This window comes from Paenibacillus sp. GYB006, assembly GCF_036577645.1.
Taxonomy (GTDB): Bacteria; Bacillota; Bacilli; order Paenibacillales; family Paenibacillaceae; genus Paenibacillus.
In genome coordinates this window covers 683,332-702,898 of sequence record NZ_JARBDA010000001.1, presented here as the reverse complement: position 1 = coordinate 702,898, position 19,567 = coordinate 683,332, and the positions used below count along the sequence as shown (strand labels likewise).

The following is a 19,567-nucleotide window of genomic DNA, read 5'->3' as shown; positions in this document are numbered from 1 at the left end:
ACGTTAAGATCACATTTTTAGTCTTGATTTCATCGCTGCGCCTCCAAATGCGAGCATAGCAGTCATGGCATTCGTAATCGGGTGGTAATCCGCCTTAGGAGACGGACTTTTCAAGGTACTATACAAGGCATTCCGGCGATCAAGCTGCTCATACCATCCTCCATGTTTATGATCGACAAAATGCGTAAAGCAGTAGTCAAATAAAGAAATATAGAACTCTTTATATTCCTCTGAGTCTGTTCTCGCTGCAAATAAGGCGGCAGCTCCTAGAGCCTCTGTCTGTACCCAATATACTTTATCATTATCGATAACGGACTTGTTATCGGGAGAGATCGCGAATACGATACCTCCATATTTTCGATCCACTCCCTTATTTGTCGCATGTCGGAAAAGAGCTTCTGCCCTTGGAAACAGCCACTCCTCCGGCTGATGTCGATCTAGCAGTTGCAACAGCTTACTCCACTCAATCGAGTGTCCAACCACAAATCCATAGGGACGGAATTCATTTTTTGTATTCCCTTTTTCATAATCCCAGTCAATCTTCCAGTTCTCATCGTAGTGCTCCCATAACATTTCTGTACCGGACTGAGGAAGTAACTTGAACATCACCGAATGTGCAATTGTTCTAGCTCGTTCATCATATTTACCGTCCCCTGTAGCTTCAAAAGCTGCCATCATTGCTTCACACAGATGCATGTTTGCATTCTGTCCGCGATAAGGAGACGTTAGCGACCAATCTGCCGTTATTTCATCCACATATAATCCGTCTTCCTCACGCCAGAAGTGCTGGTCAAGTATTTCGTATATATGCTCTATAATCGGTTTTGCTTCGGCAATATCGGCCTTATAAGCTGAAGCAGCAGCTAAAAGAGCAAAAGCATGTCCATATGCCATTTTTCTGTTGTCCTCTACTCTCCGCCCTTTGACTTTCCAATAATATCCGCCATATTCTTTATCACGGTGTATTTCTTCTAAGTAGGTTAAACCACGCTTCGCCAAATCACGGTATTTATCTGCACCCGTTAAAATAGCCGCAGAACTATAAATGTAAATCAAACGAGTTGTTCCTACGAGCGGTCTAATCTCAGCATCAGATACCGTTCCATCATCCAAATAAGTGTTAAAATAACCTCCGTTGATTTCGTCTTCTACATGCTCAGCATAAAAATCAACGGTATCTAAAATATGTTTCTCAAGGAAGGAAAGTTCCATAAATTGATTCCCATTAATGACTGCCATGACAAAACACCACCTATCCGTATTTATTGTAAAGCAGATAAATTCGTTCTCTATCTCCTTTACCCTAAATTTAACTAGATCCTTCACCTTATCACCTAGGAATAAGAAGGAATATTCGCAAGTATAAAATGAGCGATAAATACATAAAAACAAAAAAAAGACTGTAGATGAACTAGTAATTCAAACTAGTTATCTACAGTCTGAGACGGCGAATACTCGCCATCTTTAGATAGGATGGGTTCTGAGGGACTCGAACCCTCGACCAATTGATTAAGAGTCAACTGCTCTACCAACTGAGCTAAGAACCCATGTCGTTTTCATGTAAAAATCAATCAATGTGTCTATATTAACATATGAAATTCATTTTTGCAATATAAATCTATTATTTTCTTGCCTAGATCATAGATCGAACCTGCGGCGGATATATCTAGTTAGATGATATAAAACCGCGGAACACGTAAAAGTGTCCCGCAGTTTACGATTGTATTGAACTTAGTTACCTTGTGAAGAAACGTTGCAGGCCTTACTGTGGACTAACTGTCTACTAAGACATTTTTACCAAGCTGTAGTTTTTCTTACCTTTACGGATAATGATAAACCGACCGCCAATGGCTTCACTTGCTGTCACTTCAAAGTTCACATCCGTAACTCGCTCACCATTCATCGAAATTGCACCTTTTGTAATATCTTCACGTGCTTGACGCTTAGATGGCTCGATACCGAGATCAACAAGCCAGTCTACGATATTTTTCGATTCATTGGTTGCTTCAAAAGTCGGCATTTCTTTAAACCCTTGCTCAATCTCATCTGCCGTAAGGGATTTAATATCTCCGCTAAAGAGTGCAGCTGTAATACGAAGCGCTTGCTCAAGCATTTCCTCGCCGTGTACAAATCTTGTCATTTCTTCAGCAAGCTTCTTCTGAGCTTCCCGTTTATGCGGTTCTGTCTGTACTTTTTCAGCCAGCTCGTCAATTTCCTCTTTGGAGAGGAATGTAAAGTACTTCAGGTATTTCACTACATCACGATCATCTGTGTTAGCCCAGAATTGGTAGAACTCAAATGGAGTTGTTTTCTTCGGATCAAGCCAGATCGAACCACCCGCTGATTTACCGAATTTCGTACCATCAGCTTTCAGCATCAGCGGAATCGTCAGACCGAACGCTTTTGCTTCTGCTCCTTCTTTTTTCCGAATCAAATCTAGACCGCTTGTAATGTTACCCCATTGGTCAGAACCGCCGATCTGCAGCTGAACATCTTCATTCTGATACAGATGCAAGAAGTCAAGAGACTGCAGGATTTGGTAAGAAAATTCAGTAAAGGAAATACCACTTTCGAGTCTGCTTGCTACAACATCCTTAGCAAGCATGGAATTGAGGCTGAAGTTTTTACCATAGTCGCGCAAGAATTCGATGACATTGATCTTATGGGTCCAGTCATAGTTGTTAACCATGCGAATTTGGTTATCGCCTTCTGTAATGAACAGTTTTTTCATTTGGTTCGTGAGCGCATCCACGTTCGCTTGTACTTCTTCGAGTGTTTGCAGTGAACGTTCTGATTGACGCCCACTTGGATCTCCAATGGTTCCCGTAGCCCCACCGATCAGAATAACCGGACGATGCCCAGCTAGTTGGAATCGTTTGAGTACCATGAAGGGAATCAAGTGACCAATATGCATACTATCGCCCGTTGGATCTACCCCGCAGTACAGAGATATTGATTTTTGATTCGTTAATTCTCTAAGACCTTCCGCATCCGTTTGTTGATTAATGGCGTCACGCCATTCGAGTTCATCAATAATATTCACAGTCATAACACTCCTTCAGGTTCATAAGTTTTCTTATAATTAGAGATAGACCAACACGGCAAACATAAAAAAAAATCGTCCCTATGTCTATTGTAGACATAGGGACGATTGAACAACCGTGGTACCACCCAGATTGCATAAATGAACACCACACATCAGGTGTGCCATTTATGCCGCTTTTATCGCGAGGTATCGTTCGCCACTTCCGCTCGGCATTACCCGAGATACTCCAGAGTGTAATTCGCGATCTTAGTGTGTACCGGGTTCCATCAACCCCCGGCTTTCTAGAACAGGGACTAAGCTGCTACTGGGCTCTTTCAACGTATATCATATATAAGATTATTGACAGTATAGAGAAATAATTTTTTGATGTCAACCTTTGAAGTTGAGGTGTAAAATCGATAGTTTTCACAATAACGTTATAATTTACTCTGTCATCCCATTTTTTATCGTCCATGAGAATGTTAGAATGAATTTATATGTTCAAAATTTGCATTAGGAGTAAAAGAATTGCGTACACATCCAATTAATTATTTGCGTATTACAGGCCTATTAGATGGTTTTTCATTTTTATTTTTGTTATGTATCGCCATGCCAATGAAGTATATCGGCGGCATCGATGCAGCAGTCTCAATCATGGGTAGTATTCACGGTGCAATCTTCTGCTTATATGCTCTTGCGATCCTTTATGCTGCTATTCGGGTCGATTGGAGCATATGGTGGTCTGCTGTAGCATTTATTGTCGCTTTTATCCCGTTCGGTAATTTTGTATTTGATTTTAAGCTGAAGAAAGCTCAAACCAAATATAAGATGAAGCCTTTTAATCCTGCCCTGATTGTTTATAGTATTGTCTTCTTTTCTTTTATCGATTTATTTGCACAACTGCCCGTTATGAGTACATTTGCGGCTTCCGTCGGGGCAAGCACATTTATTGTAGGCTTTGTGGTAGGACTGTATTCATTAACCAATACGGTGGGCAATGTTTTATCTGGTATTCTGACGGATAAGATCGGACCTTTCAAATTACTTATGGCCGGTTTGCTATTAACCAGCAGTACGTTGCTGCTATATTATTTCGTCGAATCACCTACATTTTTGATTATAGTACGTATTTTTCATGGTTTTGTAGCTGGGCTAATTGTTCCTGCTGCGTTCACCTTCTCAGCAAATACAACGCTCAATAATGAACAAGGAAAAAAAGTAGCATTCACCGGTACCTTTGTAGGTCTAGCCGCCATTATCGGACCTGCTTTCAGCGGAATTATGGCAAACAAAACCTCGGTACCTTTCGTTTTCACTTGCATAGCCGTACTAGGGTTTATCCTAGCCGTACTATCTGCTATCTTTCTTCGTAAATATAAAGTGTCTAAGAAAGAGAAAGAGGTTACCGTCCACACTTCAGCTGGATCGTTCTTTAATATAGGGGTCATAAAAGCATATTGCGGGGCATTTTTCTTAATGTTCTCTCAAGGCGTAATCGCTTATTTACTACCCCTGCATGTGCAGACGCTTGGATATGATTCAAGATTAAGCGGCACGTTATTGAGTACGTTCGGGATCATTGCTGTTCTAATGTTTGTACTTCCTACGAATCGTATTTTCGATCGTGTTGCTCCTTCGGTAACGATGGCCATTGGAATGGGCCTGCTTGGAGTTAGTCAGCTGCTGATTAGCCAATCAACAACGACACTCGCTCTTTACATCGTACTCGGTTTATATGGAATCGGCTTTGCGCTCTTGTTCCCATCTATTAATACAATGCTCATTAGAGCGACCACGGCGGAACTGCGAGGCAAAGCTTACGGATACTTCTATGCCTTCTTCTCTCTAGGTGTAGTTGCTGGATCTTCTGTATTAGGATGGCTGTCTCTCAGTATTATCGGAGGGTTCTTATTTACGGGAGTAATCCTATTGCTTACTTCGGTAACCATTGCCTTTCACAAGAAAAAAGATCAGGTGCTGAATCATTAAGGAAATACAAATTTTCTTTACCCTTGATTACAAAAGTAGACAGGATCACAGGAACTTTACCTCAGGTAAACTCCATGATCCTGTCTTTTTTTTCACAAATAACATGATTCTTCACACGATGCACGGCCTACAGATACTCAACCGCACTAAGAGCCATGATGCAGGCACCCAGCGACTTAAGATCATCTTCAACAATAGGCTCTGAAACATAATAGGTATACGACCCATCACGGTAAGGCTGCCCTCCAAGCCCTGCGACTTTACAGTTCTGTTTAACAGACAGCATCCCTTTACGGTCCTTGTACAAGAACTTCGTTATCATCCCCTGGTAAGCACGCTTAGCAGCCTCAGCCATCTCCGGACCCAATATTCCAAGTACATTTCCTTTCTTTAGAGTATAGGTAAACATAGAAGAAGCTGAAGCTTCAAGGTAATTCCCTTGCCGAGTGCCCTGATCCATCACTTGATACCATAACCCAGTCTGAGTATCTTGTACGTTAAGAACTGCCTCGGAACAACGTTGAAGCATAGCCGCTACCTCTTCTCTCCCTTCATGTCTCTCAAGAAAAGGCAATATATCCACAAGAGCCATAGCAAACCAGCCCATTCCCCTCCCCCAAACCTGCGGTGATTGCCCAGTAACAGGGTTTGACCACCTCTGACCTCGACTCTCATCCCATCCATGATACAAAAGTCCGGTCTGTGAATCGCGTGCTTTGTCCTCCATCAATATCAATTGCTGCACTGCTTCATCAATATAACGCCTCTCTCCAAACATAGTTCCATACTCGGCTAGAAAGGGCATCGCCATGTAATGACCATCAAGCCACATTTGATGTGGATAGATTTTTTTGTGCCAGAATCCACCGGATTTTGTACGCGGCTGATTGTCCATTTGTACGATTAGCTTGTTTGCAGCCAGCGCATATTTTTCTTTTCCTGTGTACCGATAGAGCTGAAGCAGCATCTTTCCGTTATTGATTTGATCCAAATTATAATCCTGCTCCCGATAAGTACGGATATTCCCATCGTTGTCTACATAACGGTCCATATTCGTCCGGATATATTCCATAAGATAGTTCTCTCCCGTATACCTGTAAACATCATGGATTCCTTTCAACAAGCAACCTTGTTCATAGTGCCAACGATCGGAAACCCGGGTACAATGAATCAACATCGGATAGTTCTTGATCCAATGTGTTACCAGCTGCATCGCGAAATTATCCATTCACCTGCCCTCCTACACCCTTGCGGAACGCTTTGCTGGCTGCCACTGATCCAGGCCCCCCAAGACAAAATCAGGTGTGAGTTCGCTTGCTTCTTCCTTGCTCATGAGCTGTGCCCAGGTCACTCGCTCCATATCATTTGCGCCAGGTCCATACGATCCATATTCTGAATATCTAGATGTTTTTTCCTTCTCTAGATCACTCCAATTATGCCAACCTGAAGAATGAACGGACGCATCCATTTTTGTTCGGACCCACACGACCTTCGCATAAGGTCTCCATGGTCTTCCCAGATACACATTCTCTACCCCAGCGCCTCCTGTAACCACGCAATCAAGAAAAATGTATCCGTGTTTCTCGTTCTCCGGTGTGGATGCAGCCGTAATGTAACCGCCTTTGCGTTTACAGTGGATATGACAATGATCAAATACTGCTGTTGCTGGCCCAAAAATAAAATCGACGTCTCCCTCAATATAACAATGGTCATAATATTGCCTTCCCGGACCCGTGTACAGGGTATCTTGATCCCCCAAAAACCGCACCTTCCTAAACAAAGCCCGATCCGCATCTACAAATGCAGCAACCGCCTGACCCGTTCCTGGACCAGAACTGTTTGCAATCGTCATATTCTCCATCATGAAGTCAGGAGCATAAATAAACAGACTCGCACTTCGGAAAGTACCGAGCGGACTTCCATCATCCCCTAGGGTATGTGCATTATCATCGTAAGTGAGAATGGTGTTTTTCTGATCTTTTCCTAGAAAAGTAATAGCCGGCAAATGTTTATGGATCCTAATTTTTTCTTTATAGATTCCTGGCTCTACTTGAATTACCACAGGTTCTTTTCCCACCGAATCCACAGCCTCTTGTACCGTCATAAAGTCTCCTGTGCCTTGCTTAGAAACAACGATGATCTGTTTATTATCCATGAATTGATCAACCTCTCCTCTCTATTGTTAACGTTTACATTATTGTGTATAATCGTTCTAATTTACGATTGAATATGCGTGTTATTTATCATTCTTCTATTTATTCTCCTAGGGAGGGATATACTCTGAGTGATCGTATTGAACCAAAACATATGATCGGCGAACACGCCTTTTCGATTCAATTGATGAAAAAAAGTGGGATTTCCGCGATGAAACGACCTCATAGCCATCCTTATTATGAGCTCTACTATTTACTAGATGGAGAAAGAGTATATTTTATGAACGGTTCGGTCTATACTGCCCGAAAGGGTGATATGATGGTCGTCAATCCAGATGATTTTCATTCCACAGCAAGTTCGGATGTTCCGGAATTCGAGCGGGTACTTGTCAGTTTCTCTCATCAATTCTTTACGGAGGGTAACCCTCGTACTGGGGTGGAGCTTCCCTTTCGTGAATCCCTTCTTCTAAGATTCACCTTGAAGGAACAACCTTACATTGAACACCTTCTGCGCCAAATGCTAAAGGAATGCAGGGAGCAGCCCCTTCACTATGTAGCTTATGTTCGTTCATTACTTACGGAGCTGCTGATCCACCTCGATCGCCATCTTCATAGTGACCCGTCTAAGAAAGTCATGATCGAAGACAGAAATCCCATGCATGCCAAGGTATCCGAAATTGCAAACTATATCAATGAACATTATGCACAGCCGCTGACACTCGAGCAGCTCGCACGGCAATTTTATATTAGTCCTTCTTATCTAAGCCGAATCTTTTCCAAGTTAACGGGATTCCATTTCAAAGAATATTTACAAGTCGTTCGCATCCGCGAGGCTCAGAAAAGACTTGCTGAAACACGTGATAAAGTACAGTCGATTGCGGAGCAAACGGGTTTTGAACATATCAATCATTTTAATAAGACATTCAAAAAACTGACGGGCACCTCTCCCCTGCGTTACCGAAAACAACACAGCAAGTAGAAAGTTTAATAGGAGAGTCTTTTGATTTCTTCTTTTAACACACCTTGCCCCGTTATAATCTCCATGGATTCAGCAGCGGAACGCCGGACGGTAATGTCTGCAGTTTTGGCTCCAAAAACAGCGATTTGGCGTTCTTCTTCCTCACGAGACTCTCCCTTCACTCCCGCCGCTGACACAGAACGGCATTGATGAAGTTCAATCAAAGGTCCATGATCGGTGTACAATTGTACATCACTAATCTGAAAATGCTGCGCGTGGGCAAGCTTTATTCCTCTGCGGCATTGGAAAATAGAACTCGATATGTCCATATTTGAAAGCGGCATTTCTGAAAGGCCCCCCGCATAAACAGCCGACTCGGCACCAAGACAAACAATGCCCTCCATTCGAATATTTCGGAAAATAGGCGTTTCATCGGAAATAGGATATTTATCATCTGCCCAGATGCCGGAGCCTTCATTTCCGTTGTAGAACATATTCATAGATATGGCATCTCCGGCGATCTCTCTCATCCGAATATTCTGGATAATGATATCCTCGACAATGCCTCCTCTACCACGTGCGCTTTTAAATCGAATTCCTATATCCGTACCGATAAATGTGCAGTCTGTGATATGAACGCGGCGGACACCGCCGGACATTTCACTGCCAATCACAACGCCTCCATGACCATGATAGACAACACAGCCTCGAACAATGATATCCTCGCAAGGAATTCCCAAGTCTCTGCCAGGTTTATCTTTACCGGACTTAAAACAAATCGCATCATCACCTACATCAAACATACAATTCTCGACTAAAGCCAAAGAACAGGAATCAAGATCCAGTCCATCTCCATTCTGAGCATACCAAGGATTACGAACCGTAATGGAGCGAATGGTCAGATGCTTGGAAGCCCATGGATGAAGACACCAGGCTGCCGAATTCTGAAACGTAGCTGCTTCGAGCAGGATACGATTACATTTCCGCAGACTTAGGAGCGCCGGACGCAAGTAGTCTCTAGCAACCTCATACGACTGCTTATCTTTACAACCTTCCTGATCCAGCCGATCTACCAGGGTTCTGCCGTTCATGGCACCTACGGAAGGCCACCAAACCTCCTCTTCACTATCTACAACTCCTCCGTTACTTATGAGCTGTTCCCATTCCCGTGCATTCAGCTTCATCTTTTTGACTGGTCGCCAAACCTCTCCGCCGCCATCAAATATCCCTTGTCCGGTAATCGCTATATCTTCCAGTCCTTCCCCATCCAGTGGTGATTGACATCGATAAGTCGCCAGTCCCTCAAACGTTGAATAAATAAGCGGGTAGTCATCTCTGCACTGACTAAAGCTAATTAGTGCTCCTGCCTCAGCATGCAGATTTATTCTGCTCTTCAGTACGATAGGTCCTGTACTCCATACCCCTGGAGGAATAACCACTTTTCCACCGCCGGCCTGATGACATGCTTCAATCGTTAAACGAAATGCTTCCGTATTGTCTGTCACACCATCACCTGCAGCTCCGAAATCTGTAATCACAAATGTCCGATCCGGTATAGCAGGCAGTTCAATATTTTGGTTCACACTTGACCAAGCTTCAGGTATCATTTTTTCCATAAGTTCTTCCGCTCCTTTTTTCGCTCGATTTCAATCGTGAGTCTTTGTTTCTTATTCCGTCAGCGCAATATATTCAAACCAGTCAAAATCCGCTGCATTGTCGCTGTTCTTTCCCTCACTGCTTGCATACATACCTATATAAGCTCCTGTAAAACCGCCTGCCATATCTGTGCTGAGTATCGTACCAAGTACATTCTCACAGAGTGTAACCCATGGACCTTCTTGTTCCCGGTAGAAAAAGCTGTAATTCTGCTGGTATGCTTCAACTTTCAAATACAGCTTGGAAGCATCGAGAACGTGAGCGGCTAAGGTCGTCTCTTCCCCGCCGCATCTGCGAACAAGGCGAATTTCCTTATTACCTTCCCGAATCCCATATACAAATCGGAACTGATAATCCATATTTTGCAGCAGCACGAGCCCTGCAGACTCCTGTTCTGAATGCGGGGTAAACTCCATCACTGTACTTGAGGCAAAGCTGATATGTTGCTGCCTGCGTCCTACAAAGGATGGATTTTCAGGTTTTGTAATCGACTCTGGCTTCAAACGAAGCCGTAAATACCCCGGACGTTCTTTTAAACTCCAAAATTCTTCCCGCGGTGTACGAATGAAATTCCAATGATTTTCGAGCTCTAACGCATCAAAATGATCGCAAGCCGGAAGGGAGGGCCATTTATGTTCAGGAAGATCGGGACGGTTCATGACTAGCTCAATCTTACCGATTCCCGGTGCCACTACTGGCCAGCCGCTTTCCCAGCGGACAGGGACAAGAAACGTCTCTCTTCCTAAGTTGCGGTAATTTCCGCCGTAAGGGCGTGAAGCTAGACATACCATCCACCAATCCCCATTTTGCGTTTCAATGAGTTCCGCATGTCCAACGTTAACGATTTCGGCGTCTCTTCCTAGATGCCGGTGCGTCAGAATCGGATTAGACCTGCATCCCTCATATGGACCTGTCACAGACTCACTGCGTGCTATGGTTACGGCATGCGTTCTTCCTGTTCCACCTTCTGCGATGAGCAGGTAATAATAATTTCCGATTTTGTACAAATGCGGTCCTTCCTGCGCATGAGCTACTTTCAGTGCTCCCTGCCACAGACTGTGCTTTTCTCCAATCAGCTTGCCTGACGCAAGATCAAGTTCCTGAAGCCAAATGTCCATATTTTTAGCATGAATCTGTCCTTCTGGCGGAACCCTGTTCCCTGTGTAATAGACCTTGCCATCCTCATCAAAAAATAAAGATGGGTCAATACCTGGTGCATCTTCAAGCCATACGGGTTCTGACCATTCACCTTCGGGATCAGATGCAGTTACATAAAAGTTGTGCTGACTTTTATCATTTCCCACCATCGTGGTGATGACATAGAAAGTGCCCTCGTGATAACGAATCGTAGGAGCCCATATTCCTTTAGATGGCAGCAGCCCATCCAAATCCAGCTGCGAAGGTCTGCTCAGTACATGACCAAGCTGTCTCCAATTCACGAGATCCTTACTATGAAAAATTGGGACCCCAGGAAAATACTCAAATGTAGACGTGACCATATAATAATCTTCATCAACTCTGCAGACCGATGGATCCGGATAAAATCCCGGTAGAATCGGATTTCTGAATGTATTCAATAGATACACCTCCATTTGGAATCGATTTCATTATAAAGTAAGAAAATTACCAATTCTCTCTGTTCGCTTGTTCAAATCGTTTAAATTTATCTTTATTTGTCCTCTTTTGTTTTTTATTATCAATCTTCCTCTAAAAAAGGGACCAGCATAGCCGATCCCACAGTAAAATAACTTCCTTTTTGCTAATTCAAATAAGCACTTAGTTCTGGATAATGAATGTATTTTATTCCCCCAGCAAATGAAGACGCACCAGAGTATGCGTTCACAAAACCTTTTACATCCATTCCGTTTGCATTGTATGCATTAAGCGTTTGGAAGTTATAATTCGTGATTGGATTCCATGGGGATGAATTTCCGTTTGGTGCAGGAAGCGGGTAAGGAACCGGAAATGGCGGCGTCTCCGCTTTATCCGTATAGGAACCCATATCAGTGAAGAATCCGGCTGTGTCTACTGAAACTTCATTATCCCAATAGCCGCTGCTTTCTTTTCGATAGCCCTCAAATCGGTTCGCATTAGAATAGACTTGACCCCCGGCACCCACATTCAAGCTGGAATAACCGTCATTATTCGTTCCTGCATGTGTCCGTACCATAAAGTTGTTAAGGGCGTGCAGTTTACCGTTACCGAGCTGCGGTGTCCGGTGAATGACCGAATCAAATTTGTTGTATGCGGCAGTTGCTCTATCCTTATCTACAAATCCTGCTCCAAAGGCAACTCCCCAATAGCGATGATAGAAGTTGTTATACGATAGCGTGACAAAATCAGGATCCTGGGCTGCATAAATGGAACGATTCACCCATATAAACTTCCCAACTTCATCCTTATCCAGTGGCAGCGTTGTAGAGAATGATGAATGATCAATCCAGATATTGCGTGATCCATATACAGCGATGGCCACTACATCTTCGCGGTTTTCCACACTAATGTTCACATTTTTAATAATGATATTGTTGCTTACCGGTTGAACTTTGAAATAATCATCAGTCCGTAAACGGGGATCTACAAGTGTATTCGCTCCGTAAGAACCGATAATTGTTTTGTTCGAAGCGATTCGCAGATCATACACTTCATTTAAGGAATTGATGTTTGCCGCAATGACAATCGTCAGCGGATCAGGATTCAGAAGAGCATCCTTAAAGGAAGCGAGATCCGATACAAACACTGTTTTTCCGAGCAGACCACCAATTGTCCCGGTTTTCTCTCCCCCATCCGCATTAACATGACCGGCAAAGCCGATGAGACCATCACTCTCGAGCTTGAATTTTTGCTTAACATCTCCGGTAAAAGACGCGAGGATCACGCTCTGATTGGAAGTATCCAGCGTTAATGCCAACGATTCATCTTTTTTGCTTACAATTTTATAGCGTAAGGCATCTCCGTTAACGTCCGTTTCTACACTGATGAATTTCCAGAGCTGCCCATCCTCACCTGCATCACTACGTAGAACTGCAGTCGTATTCGCAACAGTCCCGCTCGCTAAAGTCGATAATAGCTTTTCAGTCCGCATATTAATAATTTTAAAGTTAATACCATCCATTGTACTTAGCCTCCAGCGTTCATTGCTCTCTCCATTAGAAGGCCAAAAATTAATCGGATCATTCTCTTTAAATCCTGTGATATTTATGTTTTCATGATTTGAGCCAACGATCTTAATCTCCTGATAAGGGTAAGCTGGATCTGCGAAAGCTTTGTAGTCCTGACCTACAGAAGGAAAAAATATTGCCATCATTACCATAACCGCCAGCATCATAGATACCAATTTCTTCTGATTCGCCATATACATCCTCCAGTTCATATCATTCGAGATTGATCTAACGTACCAACCTTCGTCATTCTCCAACCGTAAGAAAACCTTCACCTCCTTTCGGCCAATAACTTCATAGTTAACCGTAAAAATGACAACTTTAGCTATTCCACGAGACCCGTACGTTCCACGCCTTCCACAAACCAACGCTGAGCAAACATATAAAGAATGAGCGGCGGAAGAATGGACAAAAAGGAAGAAGCCATTTTTAATGGTTCGTCAAAAATCGAAGGTCCTTCCATTGCAAATCTCTGCTGAATTGCAGAATTAGCAGTTGAAATACTTAGGGAGAGCGGCACATTCTCCGATCCTGTTAAATACATACTGGGCAGATAAAAATCATTCCATGTCCATACAAAAGAAAATAAAAAGACGACCAAAATTGCGGGTTTAGCGAGCGGCAGCATCACCCGGTAAAAGATACGGAAGACACTCGCACCATCGATCTTCGCAGCTTCCTCCAGCTCCTTCGGCTGGTTTGCAAAGAACTGACGATAAATGATAACAAACACAGCACCTTTAAATCCGTGGCCAAACAAAGCCGGAAGCATGATAGGGATATAGGTTCGGATCAAATCCAGCTTTCCCGCAAAAATCAAATTCGGCAAAATCGTTACTTGAGGAGGAACAATAAATGATAATAACAGAAGAAAAAACAACGTCTTTTTAAAAGGAATCCTCAGTCTCGCAAAAGCGTACCCAGCAACTGCGCAAGAACAGGTCTGTAAACAAGCGACCGAGAGCGAGACCATGAGACTAAGAGAAAATGCTTTGGGAAAGTGAAGGATGTCCCATGCATCTTGTAAGATGCCGAAGTAAACCGTTCGCGGAACCCAATTAACTGCCGGATCGATCAAATCCGCCTCATTTTTAAGCATCGAAGAGACCATGTAAAATACAGGTTTCAAGTAGATATATGTCACGGTAATGAGAATGAAATAGATAAAAAGCCGGTACAGAAGGCCTTTGTCGGCCTCTTTTCCCACCATGATATGTTTGATTCTACGAAGCCGCAGCCCCTTACGCCGGGCAGGATGATGATTTGGATTGACCGTGATGTCCGTTCTCTCCATGATGGACACTTCCTCCCGTTTTTTTATAAATCAGTGAAAGGATAAGCTGTGAGGACTCAAATAGATTTTGTAATTATGCAGATGTTTTACGCGATGAAGTAACCCTTTTGAACAGAAGAAAGATGAGCCCGAGAAGAAGAAAAATGATGGTGAAATAGATCCAAGCCAGTGCACTGGATTGTCCGTAATTTGACGTATTCACCTTCGTAAGAATCGGGTTCGTCGGAAAAGTAAACAAATCCACCACCGTATAGATGAGATTAAGCATAATAAAAGGTGTCATTGCAGGCAGTGTAATTTTCCAAAAAACTTCCCAAGGATTTGCTCCATCGATTCGTGCAGCTTCATATACAGAACCTGAGATCGTTTGACGTCCTGCAAGAAAAATTAAAATCTGTACACCCGAATACCAGAGTACGAGTACAAACGAATCCATAATGGCAACAATCGGTGTAGCCAGTGTTTTTGGAAGATTCTCTGCGATAATTCCAGATATATTGTATTGGTCAAGAAAATTAAGTTTTCCTTCGCCTTGGCTAAGAAACTCCTGAACCAGCTGCCCCGATGCGAAGATCACCGGCAAGAAGAAAACTCCACGGAAAAATCCTCTCCCCACAAAGCGCTGGTTCAAAACAATGGCAATCATAAGCGAGAAAACAATAATTACAGGGAGCATCATCAGTGATTGAATAAGAAACGGGATAAGATCGTTGTATAAGATACCCCCGCTAGTAAACAAAATGAATTTGTAGTGATTCCAGCCCTCAAAACTGGTTTTAATTCCCGTAGCCAAAATTTCAACATTATGAAAACTCATGTACAGAGAGTAACCCAGCGGAAAAGCCATAAAGACCATGAACCCGATGAGCCAGGGAGAAATGAATAGCAGGCCTTCTAAGTACTGAATAGTCGTGCCGGATAGTCTGCGTCGTCGCTTCATGAGGCTTCCCCTCCTTTCACGAGCGTATAACCAAGCGCAGGAACAGATATCTCCTCTTCATAATAGACTTCATCTCCATAATTCACTAGAATGCGAGTTCCATTCTCGTAAACGGTCTCCTTCACCCTGTTCGTAATAGATCGGTGAGAGACAATGAACTGGTCCTGTACCGCAGAGAATAGTTCATTAAATATCTGGTATTCTTTTACTGCTTCCGATTCCCATTCCGAGAACTGGGTGCTGAAGTACCGGAAGGCATATGCGTCTGTCATTGCTGACGCAGGTACGTCTGTAAAAATATAAGCAGGATACGATCCATACTCGATGTCTCTTAGCATATCTCGCTCATGCTCTTCACGGTTGTTAGCGTATCCAGAGGAATAACTGATAAGACCATGAAGCGCCATTTGAGCGAAAGGTATAGGAGTATCTGTTAACAAATCGTGAGAGTAATCATCATCCAGATCCTGAATCCGATTCAGATAAGGCAGAGAATAAAAACCTGATCCATTCCCTTGCACATGTTCAAGCTGATCCTTAGCTTCTTTTAAAATAGACTGCTGCAGGATTTTCGCTTCACTACGAGTTGCCTTATGTTTGGTATTATAATCACTAAACAAATCACGCCCGATGGTGTTGACACTTATCCCATCTATGTCTAAAGCTTCGTAATCATCCCACTTACCTCTCATATGGGCCTCTACAAATCGGTTGCTGACAAGGGGTGCTTCCTCACTTTTTCCAAAAAGTTGACTGAGCTTTCGTCCCGCTAGGTTAACAATTCCATCAAAATTGCGTTTAAATCCTCCCGCTCCGGTGTTATTTAAGCCATACTCGGTATCCAAATACACCGAAGCACCTAACTCATGTGCCAGCTCCACAAAGCGTTCCATACCGCGATTCCCGCCGATCCTATTATCCACGGGGAGTCCTTTACCGTAAGCACTGACTCCGTTTTTTTGCCAGCCCACATAGGTGACTTCCATACTTTTAACTCCTTGATCAGATAGCTGGCGCAGCATTTTTTCGGCTTGATTCGTTGTCGTTGCTTTAATGTAGCGATCAGTCAGGATTCCTTTCTCCTGGTCACCACCAAGAAAGGTAAGATAAAGCGGAATGAATGGTGCAGACTCCATTCGCTGTATTCCTTTATCCTCCATTAGATAATCCCGATAACGTCCTGCCATTCCTGAATAATTCGCTTCATCCTCTGGAAGCAGATAGTAACGTGTCGTTCGATCACTTCCGAATAGTTCCTTCTCGTTATAAGCGGTGTACCCTTGATTTTGTTTACGATTGGTTGTCTGGTAGAACATGGACCGGTAGTTCATCTGAGAAGTTACCCAATTGAAGCTGGTATATACCCCAGCAGGTGCAGCCACGATATCCGCATATTCTTCGCCTTCCTGAAGTACTGCAATAAATCCGGTGCTTCCGGACTTCATACCGTACACTGGCATCACAATGCGACTTCTAGTTTCCAAATTACTCTCATTAAGCCGGAAGGCTTTATCATGGCCGTATACGCTAGCCTGATAAATAGATGTTTGGATCGCGGACGAGATCTGCTCTTTAAATGTAATCAATGCCCCGCCACCATCAGGAACGAACATATACCCATCTTGCCCTGCAGACTCTACGGCTTCAAAAAAAGGAAACAGCCTTATCCAAATGAGCCCGTTTATACTTTCTTTAATTCCTTCACGAAGCACTGTCGTCTCTATATAATCATCTTTAATCGTGACCTGTACTGGAATTTCTAGTCCGGTGTTTGGAAGATCATAGGTTAATCTGTACCCGTTCTCTATTTTTTCAAAGTCTTTGACAGTGCCATCGTCCTTCAGTAAATCCGATTCTTTCGGCTGGGCTTTACTATCATTAAAATTCAAGGTCTGGAACATGATAGGTGAAGCAGTATGCTGCTTCCAAAGCCCTTTAATTCCTGCTTTCTTCCACTGCTCAGGATCCGGAAATGATGTATACTCATGGCCGTTTCGTTTATCCTTCGCGATAAAATGTCCGGTGACTTGATCGACACTCAGCTGAATAATCTCCGTCTCAGCAACTGCTTTGAATATAGCTGATTCAGGCAGTGCTGCTTCCTTGCCATCGCTTTGTGCAGTTGATACCTTAGCTGCTTCAGGAGATTCGGCTAAGCGTAGCTCGAACTTTATATTCATGCCTACAGCTACGATGAGAATAAACACAAGTATCGCTGTAATTCCTATCATGACTGCTTTTTTACTAAACCTTCTCATCGCAGGCTCACCTCCAGATAAATCTCCCTGATGAACGATAGCAGATCTCCGCCAAGCCCACCGATGACATAAACCATGACCGCGATCATGATTAGCGTAAAGGCTGATAATAAGATATTGATTGATGTCTCGCCTACGCTATAGTTATGAATAGATTGAATCTGCCAAAAAAACAGCAGCCCGATCCATAAAAACATCCCTTTATCAAAAAAACCATAAATAGAAGCTTCCGACATGGTCATTCCATTCGATAGAATGGCTAGTGGAAGTCCAATCAAAATAATAGGAAGTAAACAGTAACTGCTTCCAATAAAAACGTCCCGGAACCGACCTTCCCCCCGGTAAATGGAGCTGATTAAATAATTAGCCAGTACCCAACCGAACCAAATGAGCAAAAAGCGCAGCATAATAGAGATTACATCAATCTCACGAACAACGATTTTATTAAAGGAAAAACTAGTCATATATTCATTTGCAATCAAAGATACAATGGCACATGCTAAAACGATTCCCGCTCCCAAGTAGCTCGCCTTCGATTCATATCTGATCGCTGTAAAACCATCAATAGGATGGCGCAATAAATAAAAAGCATGCTTCAGCTCTGTAAGGAACGTTCTCTTCTCCGCATGTAATGGCTTAGAAGACTTTCTCTTCTTCCCTCGCGCCGCCCATTTCGTGACTCCCACATACAAAGCGGTCACAATCAAAAACAACATAACCAATCTAGAGAAGTTTTTCTGAAACCAAACCAGGCGGATTTGCCAAAATGAGTCTGAATAGCCCTCTTGTGAACCGGCTTGCCGGAACAGCTCTTTGGCCTCCTCATATTGACCTTTCTTGTAAGCAGCTTTCGCTAGTCCAAACACGGCGGGAGTAAACCCTGCATTCTGACGTAGTACTTCCCGCCATGGTTTCTCACTTTCCTCATAACGCCCATTTAGAGTTAACTGATTCGCTGCACTGACCAGACTTCCAAACTCCGTAAGACGAAAACCTTGAATCAGGTTCATTTGATCATCAAGCACAAACAACTCGCCGCGAGAATTGAAATCAAGTGCTCTTGGACTTTGCAGCAGCCCTAACTGATTAGAGGACGTAGGGGCTGGGCCTCCCCAAAAGTAGAGTAAATTCCCGGTAGAATCATAGTGACTGATATATTTAAACTGTTGATCAATCACTGCCATATTGCCACTACGATCCACAGCAGTGTCGATAAGCTGTACTTTCTGTTCAGCCTTCTTCACTTCTGAAATCAGGTACTCTCCGTAAGAGCCATCCGATGTTTTCCCAAATTCACTCTCCGCGGTAAGCAGGTTATCGCCCCGTGTATTCAGCTTCCGCAATTGATTCTTCTCAATATCTCCACCACTAACTGTATAGATGAATCCTTCCTCATCGGTAGTGACGCTATTGATCGATCCAGGAAGTTTGCTAATTTCGTTAGCATACATCTCTTTGCTGTACAAGGCTCTCTTAATACCATCCATTACAGTAAATCTTGCATCATTAGCCCCGTAAAAAGATTGAAATTCACCGTCAGGATCTAGTTGTAGAAGTCCTTGATACCCACCGTTGGTAGCAATATACAAAAATCCTCGTTTATCCACGATCAGCTTCACCGGATCATACTTGAGTGACTCTGGAATATACCTTGACTCAGGACGTCCGTATTCCTTTACTAACTGTCCATTCGCATCTAGTTTTATAACTCTCTGATTTCCTGTATCTGCAACGTAAATATCTCCGGTATCCGTAACGAATACACCTTCTGGATTATTTAGCGGACTGTCCGGAATGGTAATATAACGAGCCAACTCTCCACCAGCATTCAACTGAATAATACGGTTGTTGCCTGTATCCGCAATATAGATATCATCCTTTTTGTCAATGAAAATATCCTTTGGCCCCTGCAGTTTCGAGGGCAGTGTCTTGTCCGGGTGGTCTGGATCCTGAACGGTCAGATCATTCCCATAGACACTGTCCGGATAATAAACAGGCTGCATATATACCAGATCCGAATAACTGTTCAGGGTATAGGTGGGATATTTCACATCAGCCATTACTTTTGCCGGTGCCGCCGCAAGGATAATGAGCGAAAGAAAAAGCAGGAATCCGGCTTTTCTATTCATATCT

At 43.2% G+C, this 19,567-nt stretch carries 13 protein-coding genes, 1 tRNA gene and 1 other annotated feature; of the genes, 2 read left to right on the top strand and 12 right to left on the bottom strand.

The window, feature by feature from the left end; genetic code table 11:
• Positions 1-9: 9 nt before the first annotated feature.
• From PV403_RS03385 to tyrS, 3 genes are all read right to left on the bottom strand, one after another.
• On the bottom strand, positions 10-1,239 hold the full coding sequence (locus tag PV403_RS03385) for an AGE family epimerase/isomerase (protein WP_332083601.1): 1,230 nt from the start codon (positions 1,237-1,239) through the stop codon (positions 10-12).
• Positions 1,240-1,474: 235 nt separating this feature from the next.
• Positions 1,475-1,547: transfer RNA gene (locus tag PV403_RS03380), tRNA-Lys, on the bottom strand.
• Between the two features lie 236 nt (positions 1,548-1,783).
• On the bottom strand, positions 1,784-3,043 hold the full coding sequence (gene tyrS / locus PV403_RS03375; protein WP_213532153.1) for a tyrosine--tRNA ligase: 1,260 nt from the start codon (positions 3,041-3,043) through the stop codon (positions 1,784-1,786).
• A gap of 97 nt (positions 3,044-3,140) precedes the next feature.
• Positions 3,141-3,373 (bottom strand) — a binding site (T-box leader).
• 180 nt (positions 3,374-3,553) lie between these two features.
• Between tyrS and PV403_RS03370 the strand changes: the two genes are divergently transcribed.
• On the top strand, positions 3,554-5,014 hold the full coding sequence (locus tag PV403_RS03370) for an MFS transporter (RefSeq protein WP_213532152.1): 1,461 nt from the start codon (positions 3,554-3,556) through the stop codon (positions 5,012-5,014).
• Positions 5,015-5,141: 127 nt separating this feature from the next.
• Here PV403_RS03370 and PV403_RS03365 read toward each other — a convergent pair whose 3' ends face one another.
• Both PV403_RS03365 and PV403_RS03360 read right to left on the bottom strand, forming a co-directional pair.
• A complete protein-coding gene (locus PV403_RS03365; protein WP_213532151.1) occupies positions 5,142-6,242 on the bottom strand; it encodes a glycoside hydrolase family 88/105 protein in 1,101 nt (366 codons plus the stop codon).
• 12 nt (positions 6,243-6,254) lie between these two features.
• A complete protein-coding gene (locus PV403_RS03360; protein WP_213532150.1) occupies positions 6,255-7,169 on the bottom strand; it encodes a pectinesterase family protein in 915 nt (304 codons plus the stop codon).
• Between the two features lie 125 nt (positions 7,170-7,294).
• Here PV403_RS03360 and PV403_RS03355 point away from each other — a divergent pair, with 125 nt between their 5' ends.
• Positions 7,295-8,146, top strand: a complete 852-nt coding sequence (locus PV403_RS03355) for a helix-turn-helix transcriptional regulator (protein ID WP_332083794.1) — start codon at positions 7,295-7,297, stop codon at positions 8,144-8,146.
• Positions 8,147-8,151: 5 nt separating this feature from the next.
• Here the strand turns inward: PV403_RS03355 and PV403_RS03350 are convergent, their stop codons facing one another.
• The 7 genes from PV403_RS03350 to PV403_RS03320 form a co-directional block, all read right to left on the bottom strand.
• A complete protein-coding gene (locus tag PV403_RS03350) occupies positions 8,152-9,741 on the bottom strand; it encodes a glycoside hydrolase family 28 protein (protein ID WP_332083600.1) in 1,590 nt (529 codons plus the stop codon).
• 51 nt (positions 9,742-9,792) lie between these two features.
• Positions 9,793-11,358 (bottom strand): glycoside hydrolase family 43 protein, encoded by a 1,566-nt coding sequence (locus PV403_RS03345; RefSeq protein ID WP_332083599.1) that lies wholly within the window; start codon positions 11,356-11,358, stop codon positions 9,793-9,795.
• A gap of 182 nt (positions 11,359-11,540) precedes the next feature.
• Positions 11,541-13,136, bottom strand: coding sequence for a pectate lyase family protein (locus tag PV403_RS03340; RefSeq protein WP_332083598.1), 1,596 nt, complete (start codon positions 13,134-13,136; stop codon positions 11,541-11,543).
• 131 nt (positions 13,137-13,267) lie between these two features.
• On the bottom strand, positions 13,268-14,236 hold the full coding sequence (locus PV403_RS03335) for a carbohydrate ABC transporter permease (protein WP_332083597.1): 969 nt from the start codon (positions 14,234-14,236) through the stop codon (positions 13,268-13,270).
• Positions 14,237-14,309: 73 nt separating this feature from the next.
• Positions 14,310-15,176 carry a carbohydrate ABC transporter permease gene (locus PV403_RS03330; protein ID WP_213532146.1) on the bottom strand — a complete coding sequence of 289 codons (867 nt, stop codon included), beginning with the start codon at positions 15,174-15,176 and terminating at the stop codon, positions 14,310-14,312.
• Positions 15,173-17,434 carry a DUF5696 domain-containing protein gene (locus tag PV403_RS03325; RefSeq protein ID WP_332083596.1) on the bottom strand — a complete coding sequence of 754 codons (2,262 nt, stop codon included), beginning with the start codon at positions 17,432-17,434 and terminating at the stop codon, positions 15,173-15,175. Before PV403_RS03325 ends, PV403_RS03330 begins: the two co-directional genes overlap by 4 nt.
• Positions 17,431-19,563 carry a YIP1 family protein gene (locus PV403_RS03320; RefSeq protein WP_332083594.1) on the bottom strand — a complete coding sequence of 711 codons (2,133 nt, stop codon included), beginning with the start codon at positions 19,561-19,563 and terminating at the stop codon, positions 17,431-17,433. The genes PV403_RS03325 and PV403_RS03320 overlap by 4 nt, the downstream gene beginning before the upstream one ends.
• Positions 19,564-19,567: the final 4 nt, after the last annotated feature.